This window comes from Amycolatopsis sp. NPDC000009, from assembly GCF_055563465.1.
Map to the genome: position 1 here is coordinate 148,954 of NZ_JBVHDI010000018.1, position 24,177 is coordinate 173,130.

Below are 24,177 nucleotides of genomic sequence, written 5' to 3' on the forward strand. Positions count from 1 at the left end.
CGGTGTGAGTGCTGCTGATTCAGGTGGCTGATCGAGAGAGGTCCAGTCCGGTGTCCGGTTCAGAGGTCGAACTGTCCCATCGCGCGATGGCGATGCTGCGAGCGGTCGCGGCGCGCCGTGCCCAGATGTCGTGCAGCTGCGAGCCGGATCTCTTCATCGACGGGTTCGCCTGTTGCGATCAGATGACCGCGCACGCGCTCGCCCGCGGCGGTTACATCCGCCCCGGCGAGTCCACCGGTCCCGCCGCGGTCACCGGCCGGGTGCCCGCCGAGCTGACCGAGGCGGGCGAAGCCGCCATCGCGGTCACCGCGGCCGCCTGACCCTTCACCGCATCGTCCGTCCGCAGTGGACGACGACCGTTTACAACCACCTCCCGTGTTCCTAGGATCCACCCCGGGATGAGGCCGTCGCCGTCGAGCGGCGGACCGGGTAGGGAGGTGCCGATGGCACGCACGGCTCGCCACGATTCCGGCGGGGACGCCCTGAGCGAGCTGATGCGGGAAGCCGGCGCGGCACCCCGCCGCCGGGGGCCGCGCGGGCCGAAGCACCGGGCCCCGGACGCATCCGGTGGTCACCGGATCCGGCGGATCTCGGCGCTTTCGGCGGGTGGCGTCTTCGTCGGCGGACTGCTGGCCGTACTGCTCACCCCGGGCGAACAGGCCGAGGTGATCCCGGGGATCCCGCTCCCGCCGCCGTCGCTGACCATCGCCCCGCAGGCCGTCGAGGTCCCGGACGATGCGGCGTCTTCGCCCGTCCCGTCGGGACCTTCGGGCGGCAATGTCGCCCCTCCGCCGCCGATGACCGCGGCGATGCACGGTTCGGAGACGCCGTCCCCGACGCCTACGCCGCCCATGCCGCCGCCGGAGGAACGGCCGGATCCGCGCGCCGGTCACCACGAGTGGTACTACGACTGGAACCACGGCGGATATCCCGGTGGTGGCCGGTGGCCGCAGTGGGGCCGATAGCACCGATCGGGTGATCGACGGCGTCGCTCATCGTCGAACAAGAATCACGATTCATCCCTGATCTCGTCCGTTCGTGTCTGGCGTCTTTTTTCCGGTGTCCCGCCCTCGGCCGTGTACCTACGATGGTCCGCACTCTCCATTCCTTCCGTGGCACGCTAGGGGCTGAACAGGAAAAATGAATGTGGACCGACATTCTCCCGCGGTGCAGTTCGCCCGGAGAATGCTGCTCAACCGCGAGACGGGGAATCCGTCCCGGCCGCAGCCGGTGACGCTGCTGCTCGGGCCGGTCGGTTCGGGGAAGACCACGGCGCTGGAAGCGATCCGCCGTGACCTCGGCTGGGGTGTCGTGCACGCCGGATTCGATTTCGGGCAAGGCGGCAGGGCGGGCACGATCGACGTGCTCACAAAACTGGCCTATACGTTGTCGGGAAAATGGCGAAATCGACCGAAACCGCAGTTCGTTCGTTTCACGATCGCGTTGATCGCAGTCCAGGCGGAGCTTTCCGGTCGAAATCGCGATGAAGACCTCGCGCAACTGAAGACGCTGCTCGGCAGTCTCGACCGAATCATCTGGACGCCCGCGATGGACAGCACGCTCGACACGCTGACCGAAACGGCGAAGGCGACCGGTCTCGTCGAGCCCCCGTACGCCGATCTGTTCCGCCGGACGTTCCCGCATCTGGTCCGGAACATCCGGCCAAGGCTCGGGAAGGCGCTGCGGTCGCTGGCGGACTTCCCCCACGCCGAGGGGAGATCCCCGTTCGACGCGTTGCTCGAACTCAACCGCCTCGCGCACGGCAGTGCCCGTGACGCCAAGGCGGTCACCGAGTGGCTGATGGCGGCGTTCCTCGGCGACGTCCGGGAGAACCACCCGCGGATGGCCAAGCCGGAGGAGAAGAGCCCCTGTACCTGCGACATCTCGCAGCAGCGCAGGCACTGGCACAACTGGGTGGTGGTGCTCGACGACGTCGACCACCCCGGCGGGACCGAATTCCTCGCCGACCTGATCGCCGCGCGGGAACGGCATGCTGTCCAGCATCCGAACGACCGCGAGGCCCACGACGCGCTGCTGGTCATCGCCACCAGCGGGCGGTGGCACGACGACTGGGGGACCGCCTGGCTGGCACCGTGGAAACCCGCGTCCGGCGCCCCGTCCGCCGTCCGGCCGATGGCGGACTGCGAGGACGCCTCGTACGACGACTGGGCGAACCCGGCCAACGGCGCGCTCGACTCGCCCTACTACCCGGTCCGGATCTCACCCCAGTCGATCGGGCGGATCGCGCGGATCCTCGATTCCGGCGCGCGGACGCCGAAGGTCACGCTCGCGCACCGGGCGACCGGTGGACTGCCGTCGGCGGTCGAACAGCTCACGGGGCGGTTGCGGGCGAGCGACGCGCGCGAAGGCGACCGCGATCTGCTCACCACCGATCCCCGTGACGAACAGGATCCCTGCTACCGGCGGCTGACCGAGCTCGCTTTGACCGAGCACCTCGACGACGTGCACGTCGACGACTTCGTGACCGCGGCCCCGTTCGCGACCGCGCCCTGGCTGATCCCGGACGCCGCGCAGAGCCGGATCGACCAGCCGCACGTCGGGCGGATCCTGACCGAACTGCGCACCTCGTTGTGGGTGACGGCGCGGAACTCGCCGGGTTCCACGGACGACCAGGCGGCACTGCATCCGTGGATCGCCGCGAACCTGGTGTCCGCGCTGGCCCGGCGGGGTGACGGCGACGGGCCGACCTACACCGACCAGTTCAAGGCCCTGCGCGACGATCCGGACACCGCGCAGGACCCGGTGCGCCTGGCCTACTGCAACCTCGCGCTCGGCGACATCGGCGAGGTGGTCACCTTCTTCGAGCGCGAGTTCAACCGGATCCCGCACGCGGAGTGGATCGCCAAACTCGAGCTGGTCCTCAACGCGCCGGACGATCTGCCGCCCGAGCGGGATCACGCGGAGCTGTACGAAGAACTCGTCAATCTGGACAACGCGCGGTGCCCGAACGACCGGTCCGAGATCCGGAACAACGTCGCCCGGCTCATCGCGGCGGGCCGGCTGACCGCCAACCCGTTCGCCGTGCGCGGGCAGGATCAGCACCAGGTGATCGCGAACGCCCTCGCCGCCCTGGCCACCACCTCGCATCAGCCCGACGTCGGCGCGCTCGTGTCGGCCAAGGAAGCCGCCCGTCGCGGCGAATTCCCCTGACCCGGAACGGAACCCTGTGATGTCCTGGCTCGATTCGTTGAGAACACGCATGTCCGCGGCCCGTGACGGCGCGGCGACGGGACCGCCGGTCCGGCCCCGCGGCTGGGCGCGCCGTCATCGGCTGCTGCTGATCCTCGCGGTGGTCGTGCTGGCAGGGGGATTGCTGGCGGGGTTCAGACCGTGGGAGTACTGCGGTTCCGGGCTGCGGGCGGTGGACGCGGACGAGGACTCGATCGGCTCGTCCTACGTCTGTGTCGGGCTGAACCTCGACTCCGGCCCGATGCGGGACGACGATCCGCTCGACCCGCTCGAGAAGCTCATCAAGAGCCGCAACGAGCAGGCGGGCGACGACTTCAAGACCATCGTGGTGCTGGAGAACCTCGCACCCGATCCGAAGGTCGACAGCCAGCCGTTCCCGTTCGTGCGGCGGGAGGTCCAGGGCGCGATCACCGCGGCGTGGCCGAAGAACGGACCGCCGGGGATCAAGCTCCTGCTGGCCAACTACGGCAGCAACGCCGAACACTGGCGGGTCGTCGCCGACGAGATCGTCGCCGCGGCCGCCGCCCAGCGCATCGTGGCGGTCACCGACATCGGCATCAGCACGGAGAGCAGCCGGGCGCTGGTGGCCGAACTGTCCCGGCACGGGATCGCCACGATCGGCGCGACCGTCACCGCGGACAACATGAACACCGACCCGAGGGGCGCCCGGATCGACAACTTCTTCCGCGTGGGCCCCACCAACACCGACGAGGCCCGCGCCGCGGCCGGATACATCGCCGCGCACGGTTTCCAGCGCGTGATGATGATCCAGGGCGTCAGCAAGGAGGACACCTACGCGACCACCCTGGCCGAGGCGTTCCAGAACTCGTCGAAGGTCCCGGTCGTCTTCACGAAGACCTACGACGTGAAACCACTCGCCGACACTTCGCGTGAGGCCTACCTGCGCGGGCTGTTCAGCAGATGGCACAACGACATCTGCGGCGCGAAACCCGATCTGATCTACTTCGCCGGCCGCGGGCTCGATCTCGGCGCCCTCGTGGCGGCGCTGGCCGGCGACGGTGCCTGCGAGGGACTCGACACGGTGACCGTGATGACCGGGGACGACGCGAGCACACTCGCCGGGAAGCCCTTGGAGCTGAACAAGGACATCAGCGTCCGGCTCCGGTACACGGCACTGGCCTATCCCGACCAGTGGGACATGTTCACCGCCGATCCCGCGCATCCCACGTACAAGAAGAACTACGACAACTTCGTCGCGGAATTCACCGGAACCCACGGTTTTCCCAAGGCGGAGCTGTGGGACGGCGCCGCGATGATCGAACACGACGCGGTCGCCGCGGCCGTCGAAGCGGCCGTGCAGAACGTGTCGGCGGATCCGGTCTCGGTGGCGAACGTGTTGCGCAGCATCGACTGCAACTCCCCGGTGCCCGGCGCGACCGGCTTCATCGCGTTCGACCAGGCGACGGGGAACCAGCTCGACAAGGCGTTGCCGATCCTGTCGATCGATCCGGACGGTTCGGTGCATCCGGTCGACCTCGTGTGGTCGCGCGGGCGGCCGCTGAACACGGCTCCGGACTGCGGCGGCTGAGGGGCGGCCCCGGAAGGTTGCGAAAGCCACTTTCGCAACGTCGGCGCGGGCCCTCGGCCAGGCGGGTCCGTTCGTGACAGGAGGCCCGAATGCCGTCGCGACGTGAGCACCGCGTGCCTGAAGAGCACCTGTAGCGGCAAAGCTGTGAGGGCCTCCTTCCCTACCTCGAGAGCAGGGAAGGAGGCCCTCACGGACTGACACCGGTGGGGAACGGAAGTCAGCCGGTGTAACCCGCCACGATCTTGGTGTAGTCGTACTTGCCCTGCGAGATTCCCGCGCAGTTGTTGCAATCGCGGTTCACCGCCCAGAACGACAGGCGGGCGAGATGTTTGCTCGCCGCGTAGTCGCGGATCGCGCGGAAGTCGGCGACGCTGACGGTTTCGCCGGCCACATCGGTCTTCCCGTTCATCGACGAAAGCCCGCTGCGCCGGTACGCCGCGTCGTCGCTCAGGCCGAAGGTGGACTTCACGACGTTCTTCAGCCCGTCCACGGCGCTGCGGGTCTTGCCCGCCATGTCACCGCCGCTGGAGAAGTCGAACGGCATGACCGACCACGCGTCGACGCCCGCGCCGAGCTCCTTCGACCGGGTGATCAGCCGCTTGCCGTGTGCGTTGGGGCCGCCGACCTCGGTCGGGATGGTGATGACCACGCGGAGGCCGGGGTTCTTCTGTTTCGTGATCTTGACCGCGTTCAGGATCCTGTCCTGGACGGTGTGGTTCTCGAACTCGTCGGTGTTCTCGACGTCGAGGTCGATCGCCTTGAGTTTGTAGGCGTCGATGACCTTCTGGTACGCGCCGGCGAGTGCCGCGGGAGTGGCGCATTTCGGGCCGAGCTTCGTGCCCGACCAGCCGCCGAACGACGGGATGACGTCGCCGCCCTTGGCGCGGATGTTGTTGATCATCGTGGCGTCGGAGCCGGTGAGGGAACGGCTGCCGTCCCATTTCGGGTTGCAGCCCCCGTCGGAGAGGATGAACGCGAGCGTGAAGGCCTTGACGCCGGTGGCGTTCATCGCGGCGATCGGATCCGTCTGTCCCGACCACTGGTACAGATAGGGCGAGGCGAGCACCGGGTCCGGGGCCGCCGAGGCGACGGGGGCGAGGCCGGCGGCCGTGGCGAGAGCGGCGCCGACGGTGGTGGCCAGTGTCGCCCAGCGTCGTAAGGATTTCATCGGTCCTCCAACTGGTACGCGCGCGGCGAGGCGCGCAGGTGTGGAGCACCTCCGTCTTGACGCGGCGGATCAACCTGGAGGGTGCGCTATCCCACGGTGGACTAGACCATTGAGGACTGTCAAGAATTCACCGGAAGACACACCGGAAACGACCGACCTTAGTAGGGGGGTGATGACCCGGAAAGCGGATCGACACCACCGCGATTACCGGCTAGTTTGCCGAAATGGTGGGGGACTCCCTGATGGCGACCGGAAGCCGCGACCGGAGAGACCGGCTCGCCGCGCCCCGGCGGATACTGGGGTCCTGGAGCCTGTGGGAACTACCCAGGCGAGGCCTGATCGGGTATCTGCTCCTCGTCGACTTCGCCGCCTTCGCCGCCACTACCTACCTTTTCGTCCTGCGGCCGCCCGCGCTGTCGTCGGTTCTTCCGTTTTCGGCGCTGTTGACCGGAATGATCCTCAGTTCGGAGCTTTCGCGCCCCGTCGAGCGATCCCGCGCCGACACCCGGCTCGGCGCCGGCCTGGACGCGGCGTGGATTTTCGCGGGCGCATTGTTGTTGCCGCCCGCGCTCGCCGCGGTACTCGTCGTCGCCTCGGCGGGGTATCGCTGGTTCCGGATCCGGCGCGGGATCCCGCATCGGCAGGTGTTCGCGGCGTCCGCGACCATGCTTTCGGCGCTCGGCGCCTCGATCATCCCGGTACTGCTGGGTGGGTCGCCGTTCCTCGGCGCGCCAAGGGATTTCGAAAGTTTCGCCCTGGTTTTCGCGACCGGGCTGGTTTTCCTGTCCGTCGACGCGGCCTTGGCCGCGCCGGCGGCCGAATTCGGGGCGGAACCGTCGGGATTCGCCTTCGACGCGGCGATGGTCGCGTTCGGACTGTTGCTCGCGTGGTCGGCGGCGGACTGGCCGTTCGTCACCGTGGTACTCGCGGGCGCGCTCGTGGTACTTCACCGGGCGGGGACGATGCGCGCCCTGCGTGGTCACGCGGGCACGGACTCCGGTACGGGACTGCTCACCGCGTCGTCCTGGTTGGACGGTGCCCGCACCCAGTTCGAGCTGCTTCGCGGCCGTGGCGCCGATCTTTCGCTGCTGATGCTCGACCTCGACCATTTCGCCCGGCTCAACGACCGGCACGGCAGGCACGTCGGGGACGACGTCCTGCGGGCCGTGGCGGACACCTTGCGTGCCGAGGTCCGTGCCGCGGACCTGGTCGGCCGGTTCGGCGGCGAGGAGTTCGTGGTCCTGCTGCCCGGCACGAGCCGGTTCGACGCGCACGCGATCGCCGAGCGCATCCGGCTGCGGATCTCCTCGACGTTCGTCTCACTGGGTGGGACGTTCGCGGGGACGACCGTCTCGATCGGAGTGTCGTCGCATCCGGCCTGTGGTGAGACGCTCGACCGGCTCGTCGGCGCGGCGGATCAGGCGTTGCGCGCGGCGAAGGGGGCCGGGCGCAACCGGACCGTCGTCTTCGAGGTCGAAACCTAGCCTTCGGCCGGGACGCCGATGTCTTCGAACCACAGGTCCGGGTGATCCCGGATGAAGTCGGTCATCAGCGCGGTGCACGCCGGGTCGTCGAGCAGGGTGATCTCGACGCCGTGTTCCTCGAGCCAGCCGTGCCCGCCCTCGAACGTGGTGGCCTCGCCGATGACGACCCGGCCGATGCCGAACTGCCGTACCAGCCCGCTGCAGTACCAGCAGGGGGATAGCGTGGTGACCATGATCGTGTCCCGGTAGTGCGGCCGCCTGCCCGCGTTCCGGAAGGCCGAGGTCTCGGCGTGCATCGACGGGTCGCCGTCCTGGACCCGGCGGTTGTGGCCGCGGCCGAGCAGGACACCGGTGGTGTCGAAGAGGGCGGCGCCGATCGGGACCCCGCCCTCGGCCTTGCCGAGTTCGGCCTCTTCACGGGCGACGGACAGCAGTTGCACGGGATCGATCACCTGGGTCACCTTACGGCTTCTGAGCCAATGCGGACCGGACCTGTCCTGAATATCTGCGACACTCCTCCCATGAAGCGAGCGAACCGATGACCACGGGCACGTCGGCACGGCTGCTGAGGCTGCTCTCCCTGCTGCAGGCGCGACGCGACTGGCCGGGAGCCGACCTCGCCGACCGGCTGCAGGTGGACGTCCGCACGGTCCGGCGCGACGTAGAGCGGCTGCGCGAACTGGGCTACCCGGTACACGCCACCCCCGGCGTCGCGGGCGGCTACCGGCTCGGCGCGGGGGCCGCGCTGCCGCCGCTGCTGCTGGACGACGACGAGGCCGTCGCGGTCGCCGTCGGGCTCCGCACGGCCGCGAACGGGACGGTCTCGGGGATCGAGGAGACCTCGGTGCGCGCGCTCACGAAACTGGAGCAGGTCCTGCCCGCGCGGCTGCGGCACCGGATCACCGCGCTGAACACGGCGATGATCCCGCTCGGCGGCGTCGTCCCGGTCATCGACGCGGCGGCGCTGACGGTCATCGCGTCGGCTTGCCGTGACCATCAGCGGCTCCGGTTCGGGTACCGCAGTCACAACGGTGACGTCAGCGAGCGCTACATCGAGCCGTTGCGCCTGGTGCACACCGGGCGCCGGTGGTACCTGGTCGCGTTCGATCTCGACCGTGACGACTGGCGGACCTTCCGCGTCGACCGTATCGACGGCGTCCCGGACACGAGTTTCCGGTTCACGCCGAGGGAACCGCCCGCCGAGGACCTCGCGGCGTACGTCTCCCGCGGGATCACGTCTTCGCCGTATCCGCACCAGATGGTGCTGCGGGTCAACGCCTCGGCGGACGCGCTCGCCGAATACGTGTCCCCGACCGCCGGGACGATCGAGGCCATCGACGAGCACACCTGCCGGGTCCGGGTCGGCTCCAACGACCTTTCCGTGATGCCCTACTACCTCGCCCATTGGGACGTCGACTTCGTCGTGGAGGAGGCGCCGGACGAGGTCAAGGAGCGGCTACGGCTGGTCGCCGACCGCTTCGCGCGCGCGGTCGTCTGAGTCCGAAGTGGACCGTGCGCGTTTGGCCAGCAGGCCGATCGAACCGAGCGAGATCAGGGCCAGCACGATGATGTAGAGCGAGACCGACATCGACGTCCCGGTGGATTCCAGCAGCAGCACCATGATGAACGGCGCGAGCCCACCGCCGACGACCGCGCTGATCTGGTAGCCGAGCGAGGCGCCGGTGTAGCGCATCTCGGCGGTGAAGAGCTCGGCGAACAACGCCGCCTGCGGGCCGTACATGATGCCGAGGAACAGCGACCCGACGAACGAGGCGATGACGAACAGCGGCAGCGAGGCCGTGTCGATGAGCAGGAACATCGGGATCGCCCAGAGCGCGACACCCGCCGCGCCGAAGGTGTAGATCTTGAGCCTGCCGATCCGGTCGGACAGTTTCGCCGACAGCGGGATGATCGCGAGCTGCAGCGTGCTGATCAGCAGGGTCGCGACGAGCACCGTGGTCCGCGACATCCCCAGGTGGCGGGTGGCGTAGTCGAGGACGCCGTTCAGCAGGATGTAGAAGGTGGCGGTGTTGACCATGAACGAGCCACCCGCCAGCAGCACCGTGCCCTTGTGGTCGCGCAGGACGTCACGCAGCGGCGATTTGGCCCGGCCGCGTTCCTCGGCGGCGAGTTTCGCTTCGGCGCGGCGGTATTCGGGCGTCTCGTCGATCTTGACGTGCATGTACCAGGCCAGCCCGAGCACGAGCACACCCACCAGGAACGGGATCCGCCACGCCCACACGAGGAAGTCCGACGGCGGGGCGACCTGGGCGGCGATCAGGAACACCGTGTTCGCCAGCACCACCCCGATCGGGACGCCCAGCTGGACGAGGCTGCCGTAGAGACCGCGTTTGCCGGGCGGCGCGTACTCGGTGGCGAGCAGCATCGCGCCACCCCACTGGGCGCCGACGGCGACCCCCTGCACGAGCCGGAGCAGGACCAGGAGGATCGGCGCGGCGATGCCGATCGTGTCGTAGGTCGGCAGCAGGCCGATCAGCGTGGTCGCCGCGCCCATCAGCGCGATCGCCAGCACCAGCACGGGTTTCCGGCCGCGTTTGTCGCCGAGGCTGCCCGCGATGATCCCGCCGAGCGGCCGGGCGAGGAAGCCGACCGCGAAGGTCGCGAACGAGGCGAGGACGCCGGCCGCCGCGTTGCTGGTGGGGAAGAAGGTCTTCCCGAAGACCAGGGCGGCGGCGATCCCGAAGACGAAGTAGTCGTACCACTCGACCGAGGAGGCGAGTGCCGCCGCGGTCGCGGCCTTCCTGCGCTGGGACACGGTGATCGTCGGTTCGGCGGCGGTTTCGGGGGCGTTCGGTGCGGTGTCGGCCATCTGGCTGCCCTTCGCTCGGCGCTGCTGCGGCGATGCAGTCCGGGCAAGTTAACAACCGCTTAGTATGTGGTCAACGTCTCAACGGGTAATTCTAGATACCGACCAGTTGGTATGTCACTCTGGTGGCGGTATCGCCGACGCAGGACGATCAGTACTGGTCAGGAGAGTTTCGTGCCGAGCATGCGCAGCACCAGCTCGCTGTACTCCTGGCCCAGCTTCTTGGGGGTCTGGCGCGTTCGCTCGCTGTACCAGCGCGAGACGTCGACACCGAGTGAGAGCACGGCGCGGGCGGCGGTGTGCGGGTCACCGACGGTGAACACGCCCGTCGCGGCGCCTTCGGTGATGACCTCGCGCACGACCTGCTCGATGCGGCGGCGCAGTTTCGCGACGACCTCGAACTCCTCGTCGGGCAGCGCGTGCAGTTCGTACTGCACCACACGGGCCACGGTGTGCCTCCGCGCGTGCCACGCCACGAAGTCCTCGACCAGCAGCCGGATCCGCTCGACCGGGTCGGTCTCCCGAGCCACGACGCTTTCGACCAGTGAGAGCGTCTGCTCGTGGCCGTATTTCGAGATCGCGAACAGCAGCGCGGCCTTGGACGGGAAGTGCACGTACAGCGCCGCGGGGCTCATGCCCGCCGCCGAGGCGATGTCCCGGGTGGTGGTCGCGTGATAGCCACGCCGCGCGAAGGATTCGACCCCGGCCAGCATCAGCCGGCGTGCCGTCTCCGGCTGGACGTCGGGCCACAGTTCGGCCGACAGCGACATGGTCATCCGCAGATCCTCCCAGACGCTCGTTCCGGATGGCGGGCTTGACACCGTCTCCGGACCTTCCCATTGTAAGTGAGCGCTCGCTTAGTGATTGCGTCGCCAGTGAACACAGAGGAGATCGAAGAGTGAACTCGTTCAAGGATCGCGTCGCGATCGTCACCGGCGCCAGCCGGGGTATCGGCCTCGGGATCGCCAAGGACCTGGTCGAGCGCGGCGCGAAGGTGTGCATCACCGCACGCAAGCCGGAGCCGCTGGCCGAGGCCGTGGCCGAACTGGGCGGCGAGGCCGTCGCCATCGCCGTTCCGGGCAAGGCCGACGACGAGGCGCACCAGGACGAGGCCGTCGCCAAGACCATCGAGACCTTCGGCCGCCTCGACATGCTGGTCAACAACACCGGCATCAACCCGGTGTTCGGGCCGACCCTGGACATCGACCCCGGTGCCGCCGCGAAGATCTTCGCCGTCAATGTGCTCGCGCCGCTTTCGTGGACCCGCCGGGCGCGGGACGCGTGGATGGGGGAGCACGGCGGCGCGGTGGTGAACGTCGCGTCCATCGCCGGGCTCGGCGCTTCGCCCGGGATCGGCATGTACGGCGTCAGCAAGGCCGCGCTGATCCGGCTCACCAAGGAGCTCGGCTTCGAACTGGGGCCGAAGATCCGCGTGAACGCCGTCGCGCCGGCCGTGGTCAAGACCAAGTTCGCGACCGCGCTGTACGAAGGCCGCGAAGAAGAGGTCTCCGAGTCGTACCCGATGAAGCGCCTCGGCGTTCCGGCGGACATCGCGAGCGCCGTGTCGTTCCTGCTCTCGGAAGAGTCGGGCTGGATCACCGGGCAGACGGTGGTCCTCGACGGCGGTGTCACGCTGGCGGGTGGCCTGTGACCGCGTCGTTCGCCGGTTCCGGGGTCGTCGTCACCGGCGGGGGCGGCGGGATCGGGGCCGTCCTCGCCCGCCGGTTCGCCGCCGAGGGCGCCCGGGTCGTCGTCGGCGACCTGAACGGGCAGGCCGCGGCCGAAGTCGCCGAGGAGATCGGCGGGACCGCCGTCGCCGGGGACGCCGCGAGCGAAGCGGGGGTCGCTTCCCTGATCGAGGCGGCGCGCGAAACCCTCGGCGAGATCGACGTCTTCTGCGCCAACGCCGGGATCGCGCCGATGGGCGGCGTGGACGCGCCCGAGGAGGACTGGGCGCGGATCTGGGACGTCAACGTCATGGCGCACGTGCGCGCGGCGCGGCTGCTCCTGCCGCCGTGGCTCGAACGCGGCCACGGGCATTTCATCTCGACGGTGTCGGCGGCGGGGTTGCTGACCAGTCTCGGCTCGGCGTCCTACTCGGTGACCAAACACGGCGCGCTCGCCTTCGCCGAGTGGCTTTCGGCGACCTATCGGCACCGCGGGCTCACCGTGCAGGCGATCTGCCCGCAGGGTGTGCGGACGGCGATGCTGGAGAACACCGGCCCCGCGGGCGAACTGCTGATGGGCGCCTCGGCGATCCAGCCGGAGCAGGTCGCGGACGCGTTGTTCGAGGCCATCGGCGAGGACCGGTTCCTGGTGTTGCCGCACCCCGAGGTCGCGGACTACTACGCCGCGCGGGCCACGCAGACCGACCGCTGGCTCGGCGGGATGAACAAGCTGCAGCGCAAGGTGGAGCAGGTCGTCGGGGAATGACCGGCGCCGGGTCCCCTCGGTTCATGGTCGAGGCGTGTCCCGAAAGCCACTTTCGCGACGTGTGATGTCCCGAAAGTGGCTTTCGCGACGCGGCGGCCGGGGTTCGCGCCGGTTGATCGGAGACGCGACTCGCGTGATCGAAGGCGTAACTCGCGTGATCGAAGACGTAACTCGCGTGATGGGAGGCGTAACTCGGCACACGGCGGTTGATCTTCGTCGGCGGATCGGCCACTGTGGGTCGGGGTCTTGCTCGCGGTAAGGAAAACTCGATGAACAAACGCTTCGTGCTCCGTGGTGCCGTTCTCGCCGCCACCCTCGCCGGCTCGGTGCTGACCGCGGGATCGGCGATGGCGAGCACCGCGGAACCGTGCGCGGCCGGGGTGTCGGGCGACGTCGCGGCGGCTTCCTGCACGCCGTACCGCAAGGTGAGTGAGGGCTGGAGCAGCAAAACCTCCTGCAACCGCGCCGGTAACGAGGGCGCGCAGGCGGGCCGCTGGACCGGCTGGAACTGCAACCAGGCGCTGCGCGGCTGGGAGCTGTGGGTGCGCACGTGCACCGCGCTGGCCGCCGAGAAGGACGCGGTGCCCACGCGCGAAACCGTCTGATGTGGTGCGGGCCGCCCCGGGCGTGAGTCCGGGGCGGTCTAATCCCCTTGGTACGGCGGGAAGTCCGGCGGGCGGCGTTCGTTCCAGCTGGCCAGGCCCTCGGGAAGTTCCGGATGCGAAAAGGATTCGAGCATCAGGGTGGTGGCTTCGCGGGCGGAGTCTTCCAGGGAGAGGCCGGCTTCTCGCCGGATCTGCCGTTTCATGAGCGCCATGGAGCGCGGCGCGCTGTAGGTCGCGAGTTCGGCCGCGTAGGCCTTCGCGCGAGCCGGAAGTTCCTCCGCGGGAACGACCTCCTGGACCAGGCCGTAGTCATACGCCAGCTCGGCGGTGAAGGTCCGTCCTGAGAGCAACAGGTCGAGCGCGCGACCGCGGCCGACGAGTTCGGGCAGGAGTTTCGCCACGCCGTATTCGGCGACAAGGCCCCGCCGGGCGAAGGCGGTGGTGAATTTCGCGCCCGCCGCGGCGAACCGGACGTCGGCGGCGCACGCGATCACGAAACCGAGCCCGGCGCAGCCGCCGTTGATCGCCGCGACCACCGGCACGTCGGCATACGCGGCGGCGAGGACGTCGCGGAAACCTTCTCTTTCCGGCGCGGCCGCACCGTCGACGGAGATGTCTTCCAGCAGTCCCAGGTCCGCACCGGGGCAGAACGAGCGTCCGCTGCCGGTCACGACGACGGCGCGTACACCGGGATCGGCCGACGCCTCGCGCAGCAGCTCGCCGTAGCGGATCTGCATCGCCTGGTCCATCGCGTTGCCGCGCTCGGGTTTGTCGAAAGTGATCGTGGCGACGGCGCCCGCCACGCCGTACCCGACTGTGTCCACTTCGGACGGTTCGAGCTGATCGGTCACGTCGACCTCCTTGCGTCATCGCCATACTAAGCGGATGCTTAGAGGCGCGTCGAGACTTGTCAGGAAGGAAACCTGCATGAGCCGGTACGAAGCGAAGCCGTGGCTGGCCGCCTACGAGCCCCGGATGAGGGCAGCGGGAACACCGGAGCCGACCACGGTCCTGGAGTCCTTCCTTCGGGCGGTCCGCCGTTCCCCGGACGCCACCGCGATCGCCTACTTCGACGGCAGGCTGACCTACCGCGAGGTCGACGAGCTCTCCGACGGCATCGCGCGCCATTTGCTCTCGTCCGGTTTCGCCCGGGGTGACCGGCTCGCGCTCGTCCTGCAGAACATCCCGCAGTTCGTGCTGGCGTTGCTCGGCGCGTGGAAGGCGGGTGGCATCGTCGTCCCCGTCAACCCGATGTACCGCGAGCGGGAACTCCGGCACGTCTTCGGCGACGCCGGGGTGCGCGCTGTCGTGTGCTCACAGAGCGGGTGGAACCGCCGGATCGCCCCGCTCGTCCCCGGCAGCGAAGTGACCATCGCGCTGACCACCAGCGAACTCGATCTGCAAGGTCGAGACGACCCGCGCGTGTTCGGCGAGACCGTGCGGGAGCCGACTCCCGGTGCCGCCGATCTGCTGGAGGCGGCGCGAGCCGCGGCGGGTGGGCCGCCCCCGGACCCCGGCGTCGGCCCGGACGACGTCGCGCTGATCAGCTATACGTCGGGCACCAGCGGGACGCCGAAGGGCGCGATGAACACCCACGGCAACATCGGGGCGAACGCGGCCGTGCTCAGCACGTTCAGCGGTCTCGGCGATGGCGCCACGTTGTTCGGCCTGGCACCGCTGTTCCACATCACCGGCATGGTCTGTGAGATCGCCTCCGCGATCGACATCGGCGGAACACTCGCGCTCGCGTACCGGTTCGAGCCCGGCGTCGTGCTCGACGCCTTCCTGGAACACAAGCCCGTGTACACGGTCGGCCCGTCCACGGCGTACATGGCGCTGATGGCCCACCCGGACGTCAGCCGCGAACACTTCCGCTCCTTCGAGTTGCTGTACTCCGGCGGAGCCGCCCTGCCGCCCGCCGTGGTCGACGCGTTCCGGGCCCGCTTCGGGCACTACATCCACAACGGCTACGGGCTCACCGAGACCACCGCGGGCTGCATCGTCGTCCCGAGCAGCCTCGAAGCGCCTGTCGACAAGGAGTCCGGCACGATCTCGATCGGCCTGCCCGTGCCCGGCACGATCGTGCGCATCCTCGGCGAAGACGGCGAGGAACTGCCGTTCGGCAAGGCGGGCGAGATCGCCGTCGAAGGCCCGATGGTGATCCCCGGTTACTGGAACCGGTCCGATGCGACCGAAGCCGCCCTGCCCGGCGGCCGGCTCCTGACCGGCGACATCGGCTTCATGGAGCCGAGCGGCTGGGTCTACGTCGTCGACCGTAAGAAGGACATGATCAACGCCTCCGGATTCAAGGTGTGGCCGCGTGAGGTCGAGGACGTGCTGTACACACATCCGGCGGTGCGCGAAGCGGCCGTGGTCGGTATCCCGGACGAATATCGCGGTGAGACCGTGAAGGCCTACATCAGCCCGGCGCCCGGCGCCGAACCCGATCCCCAGGACCTCGTCGCGTACTGCAAGGAACGCCTCGCCGCGTACAAGTACCCGCGCGTGGTCGAAGTGCTCGACGAACTGCCGAAGACGGTGAGCGGCAAGATCCTCCGCCGCGAACTCCGGGCCAGGGGCTGATCGGCATGGCACAGGTCGAAACCGCCCTCGGCCCCGTCGACACCGCCGAACTGGGCCAGGTGCTGATGCACGAACACCTGTTCGTGCTCAGTCCCGAGTTCATGGCGAACCATCCCGGACACGACGGATTCCGCGAAGACGAACACGTCGCCGACGCGATCCGGCGGCTCGACGAACTCAAGGCAGCCGGGATCGACACCATCGTCGACCCCACCGTGATCGGACTCGGCCGCTACATCCCGCGCGTGCGGCGGGTCGCGGCCGAAACCGAGCTCCGGATCATCGTCGCGACCGGGCTCTACACCTACAACGACGTCCCGCACTACCTCCACCATCGCGGACCCGGCCTGATCTTCGACGACGGGGAGGACCCGCTGGTCGGCCTCTTCACCGGTGACATCGTCGACGGGATCGCCGATACCGGGGTGAAGGCGGCCCTGTTGAAGTGCGCGACCGACGAACCCGGCGTCACCCCCGGCGTCGAACGCGTCCTGCGCGCGGTCGCGAAGGCGCACCGGGAGACCGGCGCGCCGATCATGACCCACACCCACGCGCCCACCCGGCGCGGTCTCGAACAACAGGCCGTTTTCGAAACCGAAGGCGTCGATCTGAGCCGTGTCCTCATCGGGCACAGCGGCGACAGCACCGACCTCGATTACCTCACCGAAATCGCCGACAAGGGATCGTTGCTGGGGATGGACCGCTTCGGGCTCGACCCGTTGCTCTCGTTCGAAGAACGGGTCGCCACGGTCGCGGCGATGTGCGAGCGCGGTTACGCCGAAAGTATGGTCCTTTCCCATGACGCCTCCTGTTTCATCGACTGGTTCGAGCAGGACAAGATGGCCGCCGTGGCGCCCAACTGGCATTTCCTCCACATCACCCGTGACGTGCTGCCCGCCTTGCGGGAACGTGGGGTTTCCGAACGCGACCTGACGACGATGCTGGTCGACAATCCGCGGCGGTTCTTCGAGCACGCCGGCGCGTATTGACGTCCTGTTCCGAGGTGCGGGCTGAAGGGCACTTTCCCCACATCGCGCACGGTGAAGGGAGCTTTCGTCGCCTGGCACGCGGGGATGGCGTCCTTCGCCCCCTGCGGAAGGTGAATCGCCAGGTCCCTTTCCCCGGCGTCGACAAACCGGCCGGTATGCTGAGTGTCCGCACGAGAAGGGGCCGGCCATGACACGAGCGACCACCAAGAAGGCCGAGGCCGGCGGCGAAGACCAGGCCGCCGTCCCGCGACGTCTTCTGTTGCACGCCACGAAGCTCTTCGCCAAGAAGGGGTTCGATCGCACCTCCGTGCAGGAGATCGTCGAGGCGGCCGGAGTCACCAAGGGCGCGATGTACCACTACTTCGGCTCCAAGGACGACCTCCTTTACGAGATCTACGCCCGGGTGCTGCGCGCGCAGACCGAGCAACTGGAAAAAGTGGTTTCGAGCGAGGCCCCGCTGCGGGAACGGTTGCGTTCCGCGGCCTCCGACGTCATCGTCAGCACGATCGACAACCTCGACGACAACACGATCTTCATGCAGTCCATGCACCAGCTCAGCGTGGAGAAGCAGAAGGCCGTCCGCGCGGAACGCCGCAAGTACCACGAGCGGTTCCGCACGCTGATCGAGGAAGGCCAGGAGTCCGGCGATTTCCGCGCGGACAAACCGGCCGACGTGATCGTCGACTTCTTCTTCGGTTCGGTGCACCACCTCGGCTCGTGGTACCGGCGTGGCGGGGCCCTTTCGGCACGCCAGATCGGGGACCATTTCGCCGATCTGCTGCTGGCCGCGCTGCGCCCCGAGTAGCGCTCAGCCCGGCGGCGCGGGCACGAGTCGTTCGGCGAACCAGTCGTCGCGGCGTTCGACCACCGTTCCCACTTCCCACTCGGAAGCGAGGGCGAGCAGATCCGTCGCCACGTCTTCGGCGGCTTCGGGCGGCCAGCCCTGAGCGGCCAGACTCGACCGCAACGCGTCGGCGTAGTCGGAAAAGGTGAACCCGGGCAGGTCCGCGACGAGCGCCGTCGTCGTTCCGCGGTGCGAGCTCAGCCCGCCGAACGCCCGGCCGCAGCCGCAGCGGGAATCGGGCGAACTCTCGCCGTCGCCGCAGGGCGGGGCGACCCAGAGCAGTTCGCCTTCCACGCAGTGATCGAAGTCGTTCTCCCGCGCGCCCTGGGTCTTCGCGGTGGCCACGAGCAGTTTCATGCTGACTCCCTGTTCGATCGGATGTTCGAACAGTTGTACCGGCGGGGTCCGACACTTTCCGGGCCGGACCCCGCCGGGGGATCAGGCCGGCAGATCGATCAGCGACGCGAGGGCGGCGCGATGCCGTCCAGGAGTGCCGAGCGCGATCTCGTCGCTCTTCGCGCGCTTCAGGTACAAGTGCGCGGGGTGCTCCCAGGTCATGCCGATCCCGCCGTGCAACTGGATCGCCTCTTCGGCGGCGTGGACGGCGATGGGGGAGTTGCGGGCCTGCGCGACCGCGACGGCGATCGCGATGTCGTCGCCGGAGGCCAGGCAGTCGGCGGCGTAACGCGCGGTCGCCCTGGCGTTGACCAGATCCGTGTACAGGTTCGCCAGCCGGTGCTTCAGCGACTGGAACGAACCGACCTGGCGGCCGAACTGGTAGCGCTCCTTGAGGTAGCGCACCGTTTCGGTCAGCGCCCATTCGGCGATCCCGAGTTGTTCCGAGGCGAGCAGCCCCGCCGCGGTCACGAGCGCCGTGTCCAGCGCGGACGCCGCCACCGAGGAGCCGGCGACGCGTTTCGCGGTCACGTTCTCCAAGGTGACGTCGGCGATGCGCCGGGTGAGGTCGAGGGAGATCGCCTCGGCGACCGTCACTCCCGCCGCCGACGCGTCGACCGTGTACAGGCCGGGGCCGTCGGGTCCCACCGCCGGGACGACGATCAGTTCGGCCACCGACGCGTCGACGACGCTGCGGACCTGGCCGCTGAGCGTGCCGTCGGCGGCCACGGTGACCGCCGAGGGGAACTCGGCGCCGGGCGCGGCCGACAGCGGGACGGCCAGCGCGCCGATGAGCGTGCCCGCCGCCAGTTTCCCGAGCGTCTCGGCCACTTCCGCCTGCGACGTGTCGGCCGCCAGCAGGGCCGACGTCGCCAGGACGGCGCTGCCGAGATAGGGGACGGGGGCGACACTGCGCCCGAGTTCCTCCATCACGACGGCGACTTCCCGCGCCGAAGCGCCGTGCCCGCCCAGCGCCTCCGGGACGGCGAGACCCGCCGCGCCGAGGTCGGCGGCGAGCGTGCGCCACAGCTTCAGGTCGTACGGTTCCGCGGTCTCGGTCCTGGCGATCAGGGCCGCGGGATCCGCCCGGTCGGAGAACAGATCGCGGACGCTGGCGCGAAGGTCCTCTTCGACCTCGGAATACAGCAGGTCGGTCATCGGGGGAGGTCCTTCCAGGCGACGTCCTTGTCGATCCGCGGCTCGGACGGCAGCCCCAGCACGCGCTCGGCGATGATGTTGCGCAGGACCTCCGAGGTGCCGCCCTCGATGGAGTTGCCCTTCGCGCGCAGATAGCGGTAGCCGGCCTCGCGGCCGAGGAAGTTCACGCCGTCGGGACGCCGCATCGTCCAGTCGTCGTACCGCAGGCCTTCGTCGCCGAGCAGTTCGATCTCCAGCCCGGAAGCGGCCTGGTTCAGTTCGGAGAACGCGACCTTGACCGCGGACCCCTCCGGTCCCGGCGCGCCCGCGGCGAGCTGTTGCCGCAGCCGCGAACTCACCAGGCGCAGGCTTTCGCCCTCCACCCACAGTTTCAGCAGCCTGTCGTGCAGTTCGGACGTGCGCAGCTCCGGGCGTTCCCGCCAGGTCCGCGTGACGACGCCGACCATGCCGCCGTCGCGCGGGAACTCGGTGCCGCCGATCGCGACCCGTTCGTTCATCAGCGTGGTCTGCGCGACCTTCCAGCCCTCGCCGACCGCGCCGAGGCGGTGCGCGTCGGGGATGCGGACCTCGCTGAGGAAGACCTCGTTGAATTCGGCCTCGCCGGTGATCTGGCGCAGCGGCCGGACCTCGACGCCAGGCGCGGTCATGTCGCACAGGAAGTACGTCATGCCACGGTGTTTCGGCACGTCGGGGTCGGTGCGGGTGACCAGGATCGCCCACTGCGACTTGTGCGCGCCCGACGTCCAGACCTTCTGGCCGGTGACCACCCAGTCGTCGCCGTCGCGGACCGCCCGGGTGCCCAGCGCGGCCAGGTCGGATCCGGCGCCCGGCTCGCTGAACAGCTGGCACCACACTTCGCGCTCGGTCCACAATGGACGAAGGAAGCGCTGGTGCTGTTCGGGCGTGCCGAAGGCGAGGATGGTCGGCGCGGCCATGCCCAGGCCGATCCCGATCCGCCGTTTGTCGTTGTCCGGCGCACCCGCCGCGGCGAGTTCTTTGTCCACAACGGACTGGAGGGACCGCGGCGCGTTCAGGCCGCCGAGACCTTCGGGGAAGTGGATCCACGCCAGCCCGGCGTCGAAGCGCGCGTCGAGGAAGTCCTGCCGCGGCGTGCTTTCCGGCGGATACGCGGCCAGAAGCTCGGCCACGCGCCGCTTGAGATCGTCCACAGTGGTCACTTCGAAGCCTCCCCGCGGTACTTCTTCAGCTCACGGTGCGCCAGCGAGCGCTTGTGGACCTCGTCCGGGCCGTCGGCGAGCCGCAGCGTCCGCACCTGCGCCCACATCTCGGCGACCGGGAAGTCCTGGCTCACCCCGCCCGCGCCGAACAGCTGCACGGCCTTGTCGAGGATCCACTCGACGGTGATCGGCGTGGAGATCTTGATCGCCTGGATCTCGGTGTGCGCGCCCTGGTTGCCGACGGTGTCCATCAGCCACGCGGTCTTGAGCACCAGCAGGCGCTGCTGCTCGATCTTGACCCGCGCTTCGGCGATCCAGTCCTGCACCACGCCCTGTTCGGCGATCGGCTTGCCGAAGGTCTCGCGCGAAAGCGCCCGGCGGCACATCAGTTCCAGGGCGCGTTCGGCCATGCCGATGGCGCGCATGCAGTGGTGGATGCGGCCGGGGCCGAGGCGGGCCTGCGCGATGGCGAACCCGTCACCCTCACCGGCGATGAGGTTCTCCGCGGGCACGCGGACGTCCTCGAAGACCACTTCGGCGTGGCCGCCGTGATCGCCGTCGGTGTAGCCGAAAACGTGCATACCGCGTTTCACGGTCATACCGGGGGTGTCGCGGGGAACCAGGATCATGCTCTGCTGCTTGTGCGGCGGGCCGTCCGGATCGGTCTTGCCCATCACGATGAAGATCTTGCAGTTCGGGTTCATCGCGCCGGAGATGTACCACTTGCGGCCGTTGACGACGTACTCGTCACCGTCGCGGCGGATGCTGGTGGCGATGTTGCGCGCGTCGGAGGAGGCGACATCGGGCTCGGTCATCGCGAACGCGGACCGGATCTCGCCGTCCAGCAACGGCTGGAGCCACTGCTTCTTCTGCTGCTCGGTACCGAACATGGTGAGGACTTCCATGTTCCCGGTGTCCGGCGCCGCGCAGTTCAGCGCGGTCGGCGCGAGCCGGAGACTGCGGCCGGTGATCTCGGCCAGCGGCGCGTACTGCAGGTTCGTCAGTCCGGGCCCATGCCCGCCGGCATGGGAGGCACGAACACCGTGATCACCGGGGAGGAAGAAGTTCCACAGGCCGCGTTTGCGGGCCTCGGCCTTGAGTTCTTCGACGATCGGCGGCTGCGACCATTCGCTGTCGCGCTCGGCCAGCTGCTGTTCGAAGACGGCCTCGGCCGGGTAGATGTGCGAGTCCATGAACTCGAGGAGTTTCCCCCGCAGTTCCTCGGTTTTCGCGTCGAAGGCGAAGTCCATCGCTATCCCTCTTCCTTGAGAGTCTCATTGCCGTGCGCGATCAACGGGACGACACCCGAGCCGATGCCGTCGAATCCGGCGCCGACGGTCTGTCCCTTGCTGTAGCGGAGGTGGATGCCTTCCAGGATCACCGCGAGTTTGAAGAACGCGAAGCTCACGTACCAGTTGAGCCGGGAGACGTCGCGGCCGGAACGCTCGGCGTACCGCGCGATGACCTCGTCGTTGCGCGGATAGCCCGGCGCCGAGCTGGCGTTGGACACGAACTGCAGCGAGACCTTGTCGCGTTCGGCGTAGGCCACCAGCAGCGCGAGGTCGGTCAGCGGGTCGCCGAGGGTGGACATCTCCCAGTCCAGCACCGCGGTGATCCGGTCGTCCGCGTTCACCAGCACGTTGTCCAGGCGGTAGTCGCCGTGGACGATCGACGGCTTGCCCGATTCGGGTACCGACGAGGCGAGCCGGTCGTGCAGTTCGTCGACGCCGGGGAGGTCGCGGCTGCGGTTGCCGTCGAGCTGCTTCTTCCAGCGCCGCAACTGGCGTTCGAGGAAGCCCTCAGGGCGGCCGAAATCGCCCAGTCCCACCGATTCCGGCTCGACGGCGTGCAGTGCGACCAGGGTGTCGACCAGCTCCTCCGCGATCGCCTTGGTCCGGGCGGGGCCGAGCGCGGCGAGTTCGGTGTCGGAGCGGAAGGGCGTGCCGTCCACGAACTCCATCACGTAGAACCGCGAGCCGATGACGTCGGTGTCCTCACACAGCAGCACGGTTTCCGGCACCGGGACCGCCGTGCCGTGCAGGCCGGTGATCACCCGGTACTCGCGGCCCATGTCGTGCGCGGTCGGCAGGACGTGGCCCAGCGGCGGGCGGCGGACCACCCAGCGGGACCGGCCGTCGCCCACGATGTAGGTGAGGTTGGACCGGCCCCCCTCCACGACCTGGCCGCTCAGGTCGCCCTGGACGAGACCGGGCCGGTGCTCGTCCAGATGGGCCTTGAGCCTGGCCAGGTCGAGGCCCGGCAGGTCGGACTGGTTCATGGTGCCTCCAGCGGCTCGCTTTCGGGTTACAGTACCGACCAGTCGGTATGTCGGGTAGGGGTGGTCCGGCGAGGTGCCGGACGTCACCTTCTCAGGCGATCAACCGGACGACCATCTCCGCGACGCACGCCGGTTTGGCTTCGCCGTCGATCTCGATCGTCCATTTGACGACGGCCTGCTTGCCGCCCGCGACGTCGGTGACCTCGACCAGTTCGGCGCCCGCCCGGATCTTCGCGCCGACCTTGACCGGCTGGGGGAACCGGACCTTGTTCAGCCCGTAGTTGATGCCCATCGTGAGGCCGTTGACCCGGTAGAGCTTCCCGACGAAGCCCGAAATGAGCGACAGCGTCAGGAAGCCGTGGGCGATCGGGCCGCCGAACGGGCCTTCGGCGGCCTTCTCGACGTCGACGTGGATCCACTGGTGGTCGTCGGTGGCGTCGGCGAACAGGTTCACCCGGTCCTGGGTGAGCGTCAGCCAGTCGCTGTAGCCGAAGTGCTCGCCGACGGCGTTCTCGAACTCCTGCAGGGAGGCGAATTCACGCATGGCTCAGTCCTTCGGTCCGCCGGCGACGTAGATGACCTGGCCGGAGATGAACCCGGCGCCGTCGCTCACCAGGAACGACGCGAGGTTGGCGATGTCTTCGGGGGTGCCGACGCGCTGCACCGGGATCTGCGACGCGGCCGCCGCCTTGAAGTCCTCGAACGACATGCCGATCCGCTCCGCGGTCGCCGCGGTCATGTCGGTGGCGATGAACCCGGGGGCGATGGCGTTCGCGGTGACGTTGAACTTGCCCAGTTCGATCGCGAGGGTCTTGGTGAAGCCCTGCATGCCCGCCTTGGCCGCGGAGTAGTTGACCTGGCCGCGGTTGCCCAGCGCCGAGGTGCTGGAGAGGTTGACGATGCGGCCCCACTTCTCCTGCGTCTGGTACTTCTGCACCTCGCGGGTCATCAGGAACGAGCCCTTCAGGTGCACGCCCAGCACCGAGTCCCAGTCCTGTTCGGTCATCTTGAACAGGAGGTTGTCGCGGGTGATGCCGGCGTTGTTGATCAGCACGGTCGGCGCGCCGAGTTCCTCGGCCACCCGGGTCACCGCGGCTTCGACCTGTGCGGCGTCGTTGACGTCCAGCGCGACACCGACGGCCTTGCCGCCCTCGGCGACGATCGCTTCGGCCCCCTGCTTGACGCCCGCCTCGTCGAGGTCCAGCAAGCCGACGGCGAACCCGTCGGAAGCGAGGCGCTTGGCCACGGCCGCCCCGATGCCGCGGCCGGCGCCGGTGACGATCGCTACACGGGAGGGGTGTTCGGTCACGGGTGTTCTCCTCGTCGTCGAGTGGAAGTGAGTCGAGTCTGCCGTACTAAGCGGTTGGTTTATAGAGAAAACAGGGGATTGATCCCGCATTTGGTGATCGCATACGTGCGAGGCTAGCTGAGGGTCAGGAAGCCGTCCGCAGGCCGTCTGCCGGTGACGTGACACT

The 24,177-nt window shown here is 68.9% G+C and carries 24 protein-coding genes; 12 read left to right on the forward strand and 12 right to left on the reverse strand.

Annotated features, from left to right (window positions below; translation table 11 throughout):
• The first annotated feature begins 50 nt into the window (after positions 1-50).
• The 4 genes from ACZ3HL_RS34450 to ACZ3HL_RS34465 all read left to right on the forward strand — a co-directional run bounded on the left by ACZ3HL_RS34450 (position 51) and on the right by ACZ3HL_RS34465 (position 4,759).
• Positions 51-320 (forward strand): hypothetical protein, encoded by a 270-nt coding sequence (locus ACZ3HL_RS34450; protein WP_126731876.1) that lies wholly within the window; start codon positions 51-53, stop codon positions 318-320.
• A gap of 123 nt (positions 321-443) precedes the next feature.
• On the forward strand, positions 444-965 hold the full coding sequence (locus ACZ3HL_RS34455; protein ID WP_465535454.1) for a hypothetical protein: 522 nt from the start codon (positions 444-446) through the stop codon (positions 963-965).
• A gap of 175 nt (positions 966-1,140) precedes the next feature.
• Entirely contained in the window at positions 1,141-3,171 is a 2,031-nt protein-coding gene (locus ACZ3HL_RS34460) for a hypothetical protein (RefSeq protein ID WP_465535455.1), read from the forward strand.
• Positions 3,172-3,190: 19 nt separating this feature from the next.
• Entirely contained in the window at positions 3,191-4,759 is a 1,569-nt protein-coding gene (locus ACZ3HL_RS34465; protein WP_465535456.1) for an ABC transporter substrate-binding protein, read from the forward strand.
• Positions 4,760-4,976: 217 nt separating this feature from the next.
• On the opposite strand, the gene ACZ3HL_RS34470 is transcribed toward ACZ3HL_RS34465, so the two are convergent.
• Positions 4,977-5,927 carry a chitinase gene (locus ACZ3HL_RS34470; protein ID WP_465412418.1) on the reverse strand — a complete coding sequence of 317 codons (951 nt, stop codon included), beginning with the start codon at positions 5,925-5,927 and terminating at the stop codon, positions 4,977-4,979.
• Between the two features lie 224 nt (positions 5,928-6,151).
• Between ACZ3HL_RS34470 and ACZ3HL_RS34475 the strand changes: the two genes are divergently transcribed.
• Entirely contained in the window at positions 6,152-7,411 is a 1,260-nt protein-coding gene (locus ACZ3HL_RS34475) for a GGDEF domain-containing protein (RefSeq protein WP_465535457.1), read from the forward strand.
• Here ACZ3HL_RS34475 and ACZ3HL_RS34480 read toward each other — a convergent pair.
• Positions 7,408-7,872 (reverse strand): nucleoside deaminase, encoded by a 465-nt coding sequence (locus tag ACZ3HL_RS34480; RefSeq protein ID WP_465535458.1) that lies wholly within the window; start codon positions 7,870-7,872, stop codon positions 7,408-7,410. The two genes, ACZ3HL_RS34475 and ACZ3HL_RS34480, sit on opposite strands and share 4 nt — an antisense overlap.
• Before the next feature lie 77 nt (positions 7,873-7,949).
• On the opposite strand from ACZ3HL_RS34480, the gene ACZ3HL_RS34485 reads away from it, so the two are divergent.
• Complete coding sequence (locus ACZ3HL_RS34485; protein ID WP_465535459.1) at positions 7,950-8,909, forward strand: helix-turn-helix transcriptional regulator; 960 nt, start codon at positions 7,950-7,952, stop codon at positions 8,907-8,909.
• Here ACZ3HL_RS34485 and ACZ3HL_RS34490 read toward each other — a convergent pair.
• Together ACZ3HL_RS34490 and ACZ3HL_RS34495 are read right to left on the reverse strand one after the other, a co-directional pair.
• Complete coding sequence (locus ACZ3HL_RS34490; RefSeq protein ID WP_465535460.1) at positions 8,868-10,241, reverse strand: MFS transporter; 1,374 nt, start codon at positions 10,239-10,241, stop codon at positions 8,868-8,870. The genes ACZ3HL_RS34485 and ACZ3HL_RS34490 overlap by 42 nt on opposite strands.
• Positions 10,242-10,399: 158 nt before the next feature.
• Positions 10,400-11,014 (reverse strand): TetR/AcrR family transcriptional regulator, encoded by a 615-nt coding sequence (locus ACZ3HL_RS34495; RefSeq protein WP_465535461.1) that lies wholly within the window; start codon positions 11,012-11,014, stop codon positions 10,400-10,402.
• A gap of 122 nt (positions 11,015-11,136) precedes the next feature.
• Between ACZ3HL_RS34495 and ACZ3HL_RS34500 the strand changes: the two genes are divergently transcribed.
• The 3 genes from ACZ3HL_RS34500 (at position 11,137) to ACZ3HL_RS34510 (ending at position 13,276) form a co-directional block, all read left to right on the forward strand.
• On the forward strand, positions 11,137-11,889 hold the full coding sequence (locus tag ACZ3HL_RS34500; RefSeq protein ID WP_465412423.1) for an SDR family oxidoreductase: 753 nt from the start codon (positions 11,137-11,139) through the stop codon (positions 11,887-11,889).
• A complete protein-coding gene (locus ACZ3HL_RS34505) occupies positions 11,886-12,671 on the forward strand; it encodes an SDR family oxidoreductase (protein ID WP_465535462.1) in 786 nt (261 codons plus the stop codon). Before ACZ3HL_RS34500 ends, ACZ3HL_RS34505 begins: the two co-directional genes overlap by 4 nt.
• A 269-nt stretch (positions 12,672-12,940) precedes the next feature.
• Complete coding sequence (locus ACZ3HL_RS34510) at positions 12,941-13,276, forward strand: hypothetical protein (protein WP_465535463.1); 336 nt, start codon at positions 12,941-12,943, stop codon at positions 13,274-13,276.
• 38 nt (positions 13,277-13,314) lie between these two features.
• Here ACZ3HL_RS34510 and ACZ3HL_RS34515 read toward each other — a convergent pair whose 3' ends face one another.
• Complete coding sequence (locus ACZ3HL_RS34515) at positions 13,315-14,127, reverse strand: enoyl-CoA hydratase-related protein (protein WP_465535464.1); 813 nt, start codon at positions 14,125-14,127, stop codon at positions 13,315-13,317.
• 76 nt (positions 14,128-14,203) lie between these two features.
• Here ACZ3HL_RS34515 and ACZ3HL_RS34520 point away from each other — a divergent pair, with 76 nt between their 5' ends.
• From ACZ3HL_RS34520 to ACZ3HL_RS34530, 3 genes are all read left to right on the forward strand, one after another.
• Positions 14,204-15,859 (forward strand): class I adenylate-forming enzyme family protein, encoded by a 1,656-nt coding sequence (locus ACZ3HL_RS34520; RefSeq protein WP_465535465.1) that lies wholly within the window; start codon positions 14,204-14,206, stop codon positions 15,857-15,859.
• A gap of 5 nt (positions 15,860-15,864) precedes the next feature.
• Positions 15,865-16,848, forward strand: a complete 984-nt coding sequence (locus ACZ3HL_RS34525) for a phosphotriesterase family protein (protein ID WP_465535467.1) — start codon at positions 15,865-15,867, stop codon at positions 16,846-16,848.
• Positions 16,849-17,035: 187 nt separating this feature from the next.
• Entirely contained in the window at positions 17,036-17,653 is a 618-nt protein-coding gene (locus ACZ3HL_RS34530; RefSeq protein ID WP_465535469.1) for a TetR/AcrR family transcriptional regulator, read from the forward strand.
• A 3-nt stretch (positions 17,654-17,656) separates the two neighbouring features.
• On the opposite strand, the gene ACZ3HL_RS34535 is transcribed toward ACZ3HL_RS34530, so the two are convergent.
• The 7 genes from ACZ3HL_RS34535 to fabG form a co-directional block, all read right to left on the reverse strand.
• The gene (locus tag ACZ3HL_RS34535; protein WP_465535470.1) at positions 17,657-18,049 is read right to left on the reverse strand and encodes a DUF7715 family protein; all 393 of its coding nucleotides are present in this window, start codon (positions 18,047-18,049) and stop codon (positions 17,657-17,659) included.
• Positions 18,050-18,130: 81 nt separating this feature from the next.
• Positions 18,131-19,246, reverse strand: a complete 1,116-nt coding sequence (locus ACZ3HL_RS34540; protein ID WP_465535472.1) for an acyl-CoA dehydrogenase family protein — start codon at positions 19,244-19,246, stop codon at positions 18,131-18,133.
• Positions 19,243-20,424, reverse strand: a complete 1,182-nt coding sequence (locus ACZ3HL_RS34545; RefSeq protein ID WP_465412432.1) for an acyl-CoA dehydrogenase family protein — start codon at positions 20,422-20,424, stop codon at positions 19,243-19,245. The genes ACZ3HL_RS34540 and ACZ3HL_RS34545 overlap by 4 nt, the downstream gene beginning before the upstream one ends.
• Positions 20,421-21,674: an acyl-CoA dehydrogenase family protein gene (locus tag ACZ3HL_RS34550; protein ID WP_465535474.1), complete on the reverse strand. Its 1,254-nt coding sequence runs from the start codon at positions 21,672-21,674 to the stop codon at positions 20,421-20,423. Before ACZ3HL_RS34550 ends, ACZ3HL_RS34545 begins: the two co-directional genes overlap by 4 nt.
• A 2-nt stretch (positions 21,675-21,676) precedes the next feature.
• On the reverse strand, positions 21,677-22,702 hold the full coding sequence (locus ACZ3HL_RS34555) for a phosphotransferase family protein (protein ID WP_465535475.1): 1,026 nt from the start codon (positions 22,700-22,702) through the stop codon (positions 21,677-21,679).
• Positions 22,703-22,793: 91 nt separating this feature from the next.
• Positions 22,794-23,246: a MaoC family dehydratase gene (locus ACZ3HL_RS34560; RefSeq protein ID WP_465412435.1), complete on the reverse strand. Its 453-nt coding sequence runs from the start codon at positions 23,244-23,246 to the stop codon at positions 22,794-22,796.
• A gap of 3 nt (positions 23,247-23,249) precedes the next feature.
• Positions 23,250-24,011: a 3-oxoacyl-ACP reductase FabG gene (gene fabG, locus ACZ3HL_RS34565; RefSeq protein WP_007029803.1), complete on the reverse strand. Its 762-nt coding sequence runs from the start codon at positions 24,009-24,011 to the stop codon at positions 23,250-23,252.
• Between the last annotated feature and the right edge of the window lie 166 nt (positions 24,012-24,177).

Bases quoted from the DNA above. Each gene is read 5' to 3' on its own strand.
- ACZ3HL_RS34455 (WP_465535454.1), top strand. From the start codon at position 444: ATGGCACGCACGGCTCGCCACGATTCCGGCGGGGACGCCCTGAGCGAG.
- ACZ3HL_RS34460 (WP_465535455.1), top strand. From the start codon at position 1,141: ATGAATGTGGACCGACATTCTCCCGCGGTGCAGTTCGCCCGGAGAATG.
- ACZ3HL_RS34465 (WP_465535456.1), top strand. From the start codon at position 3,191: ATGTCCTGGCTCGATTCGTTGAGAACACGCATGTCCGCGGCCCGTGAC.
- ACZ3HL_RS34470 (WP_465412418.1), bottom strand. From the start codon at position 5,927: ATGAAATCCTTACGACGCTGGGCGACACTGGCCACCACCGTCGGCGCC.
- ACZ3HL_RS34475 (WP_465535457.1), top strand. From the start codon at position 6,152: ATGGTGGGGGACTCCCTGATGGCGACCGGAAGCCGCGACCGGAGAGAC.
- ACZ3HL_RS34485 (WP_465535459.1), top strand. From the start codon at position 7,950: ATGACCACGGGCACGTCGGCACGGCTGCTGAGGCTGCTCTCCCTGCTG.
- ACZ3HL_RS34490 (WP_465535460.1), bottom strand. From the start codon at position 10,241: ATGGCCGACACCGCACCGAACGCCCCCGAAACCGCCGCCGAACCGACG.
- ACZ3HL_RS34495 (WP_465535461.1), bottom strand. From the start codon at position 11,014: ATGACCATGTCGCTGTCGGCCGAACTGTGGCCCGACGTCCAGCCGGAG.
- ACZ3HL_RS34510 (WP_465535463.1), top strand. From the start codon at position 12,941: ATGAACAAACGCTTCGTGCTCCGTGGTGCCGTTCTCGCCGCCACCCTC.
- ACZ3HL_RS34520 (WP_465535465.1), top strand. From the start codon at position 14,204: ATGAGCCGGTACGAAGCGAAGCCGTGGCTGGCCGCCTACGAGCCCCGG.
- ACZ3HL_RS34525 (WP_465535467.1), top strand. From the start codon at position 15,865: ATGGCACAGGTCGAAACCGCCCTCGGCCCCGTCGACACCGCCGAACTG.
- ACZ3HL_RS34530 (WP_465535469.1), top strand. From the start codon at position 17,036: ATGACACGAGCGACCACCAAGAAGGCCGAGGCCGGCGGCGAAGACCAG.
- ACZ3HL_RS34535 (WP_465535470.1), bottom strand. From the start codon at position 18,049: ATGAAACTGCTCGTGGCCACCGCGAAGACCCAGGGCGCGCGGGAGAAC.
- ACZ3HL_RS34540 (WP_465535472.1), bottom strand. From the start codon at position 19,246: ATGACCGACCTGCTGTATTCCGAGGTCGAAGAGGACCTTCGCGCCAGC.
- ACZ3HL_RS34550 (WP_465535474.1), bottom strand. From the start codon at position 21,674: ATGGACTTCGCCTTCGACGCGAAAACCGAGGAACTGCGGGGGAAACTC.
- ACZ3HL_RS34555 (WP_465535475.1), bottom strand. From the start codon at position 22,702: ATGAACCAGTCCGACCTGCCGGGCCTCGACCTGGCCAGGCTCAAGGCC.
- ACZ3HL_RS34560 (WP_465412435.1), bottom strand. From the start codon at position 23,246: ATGCGTGAATTCGCCTCCCTGCAGGAGTTCGAGAACGCCGTCGGCGAG.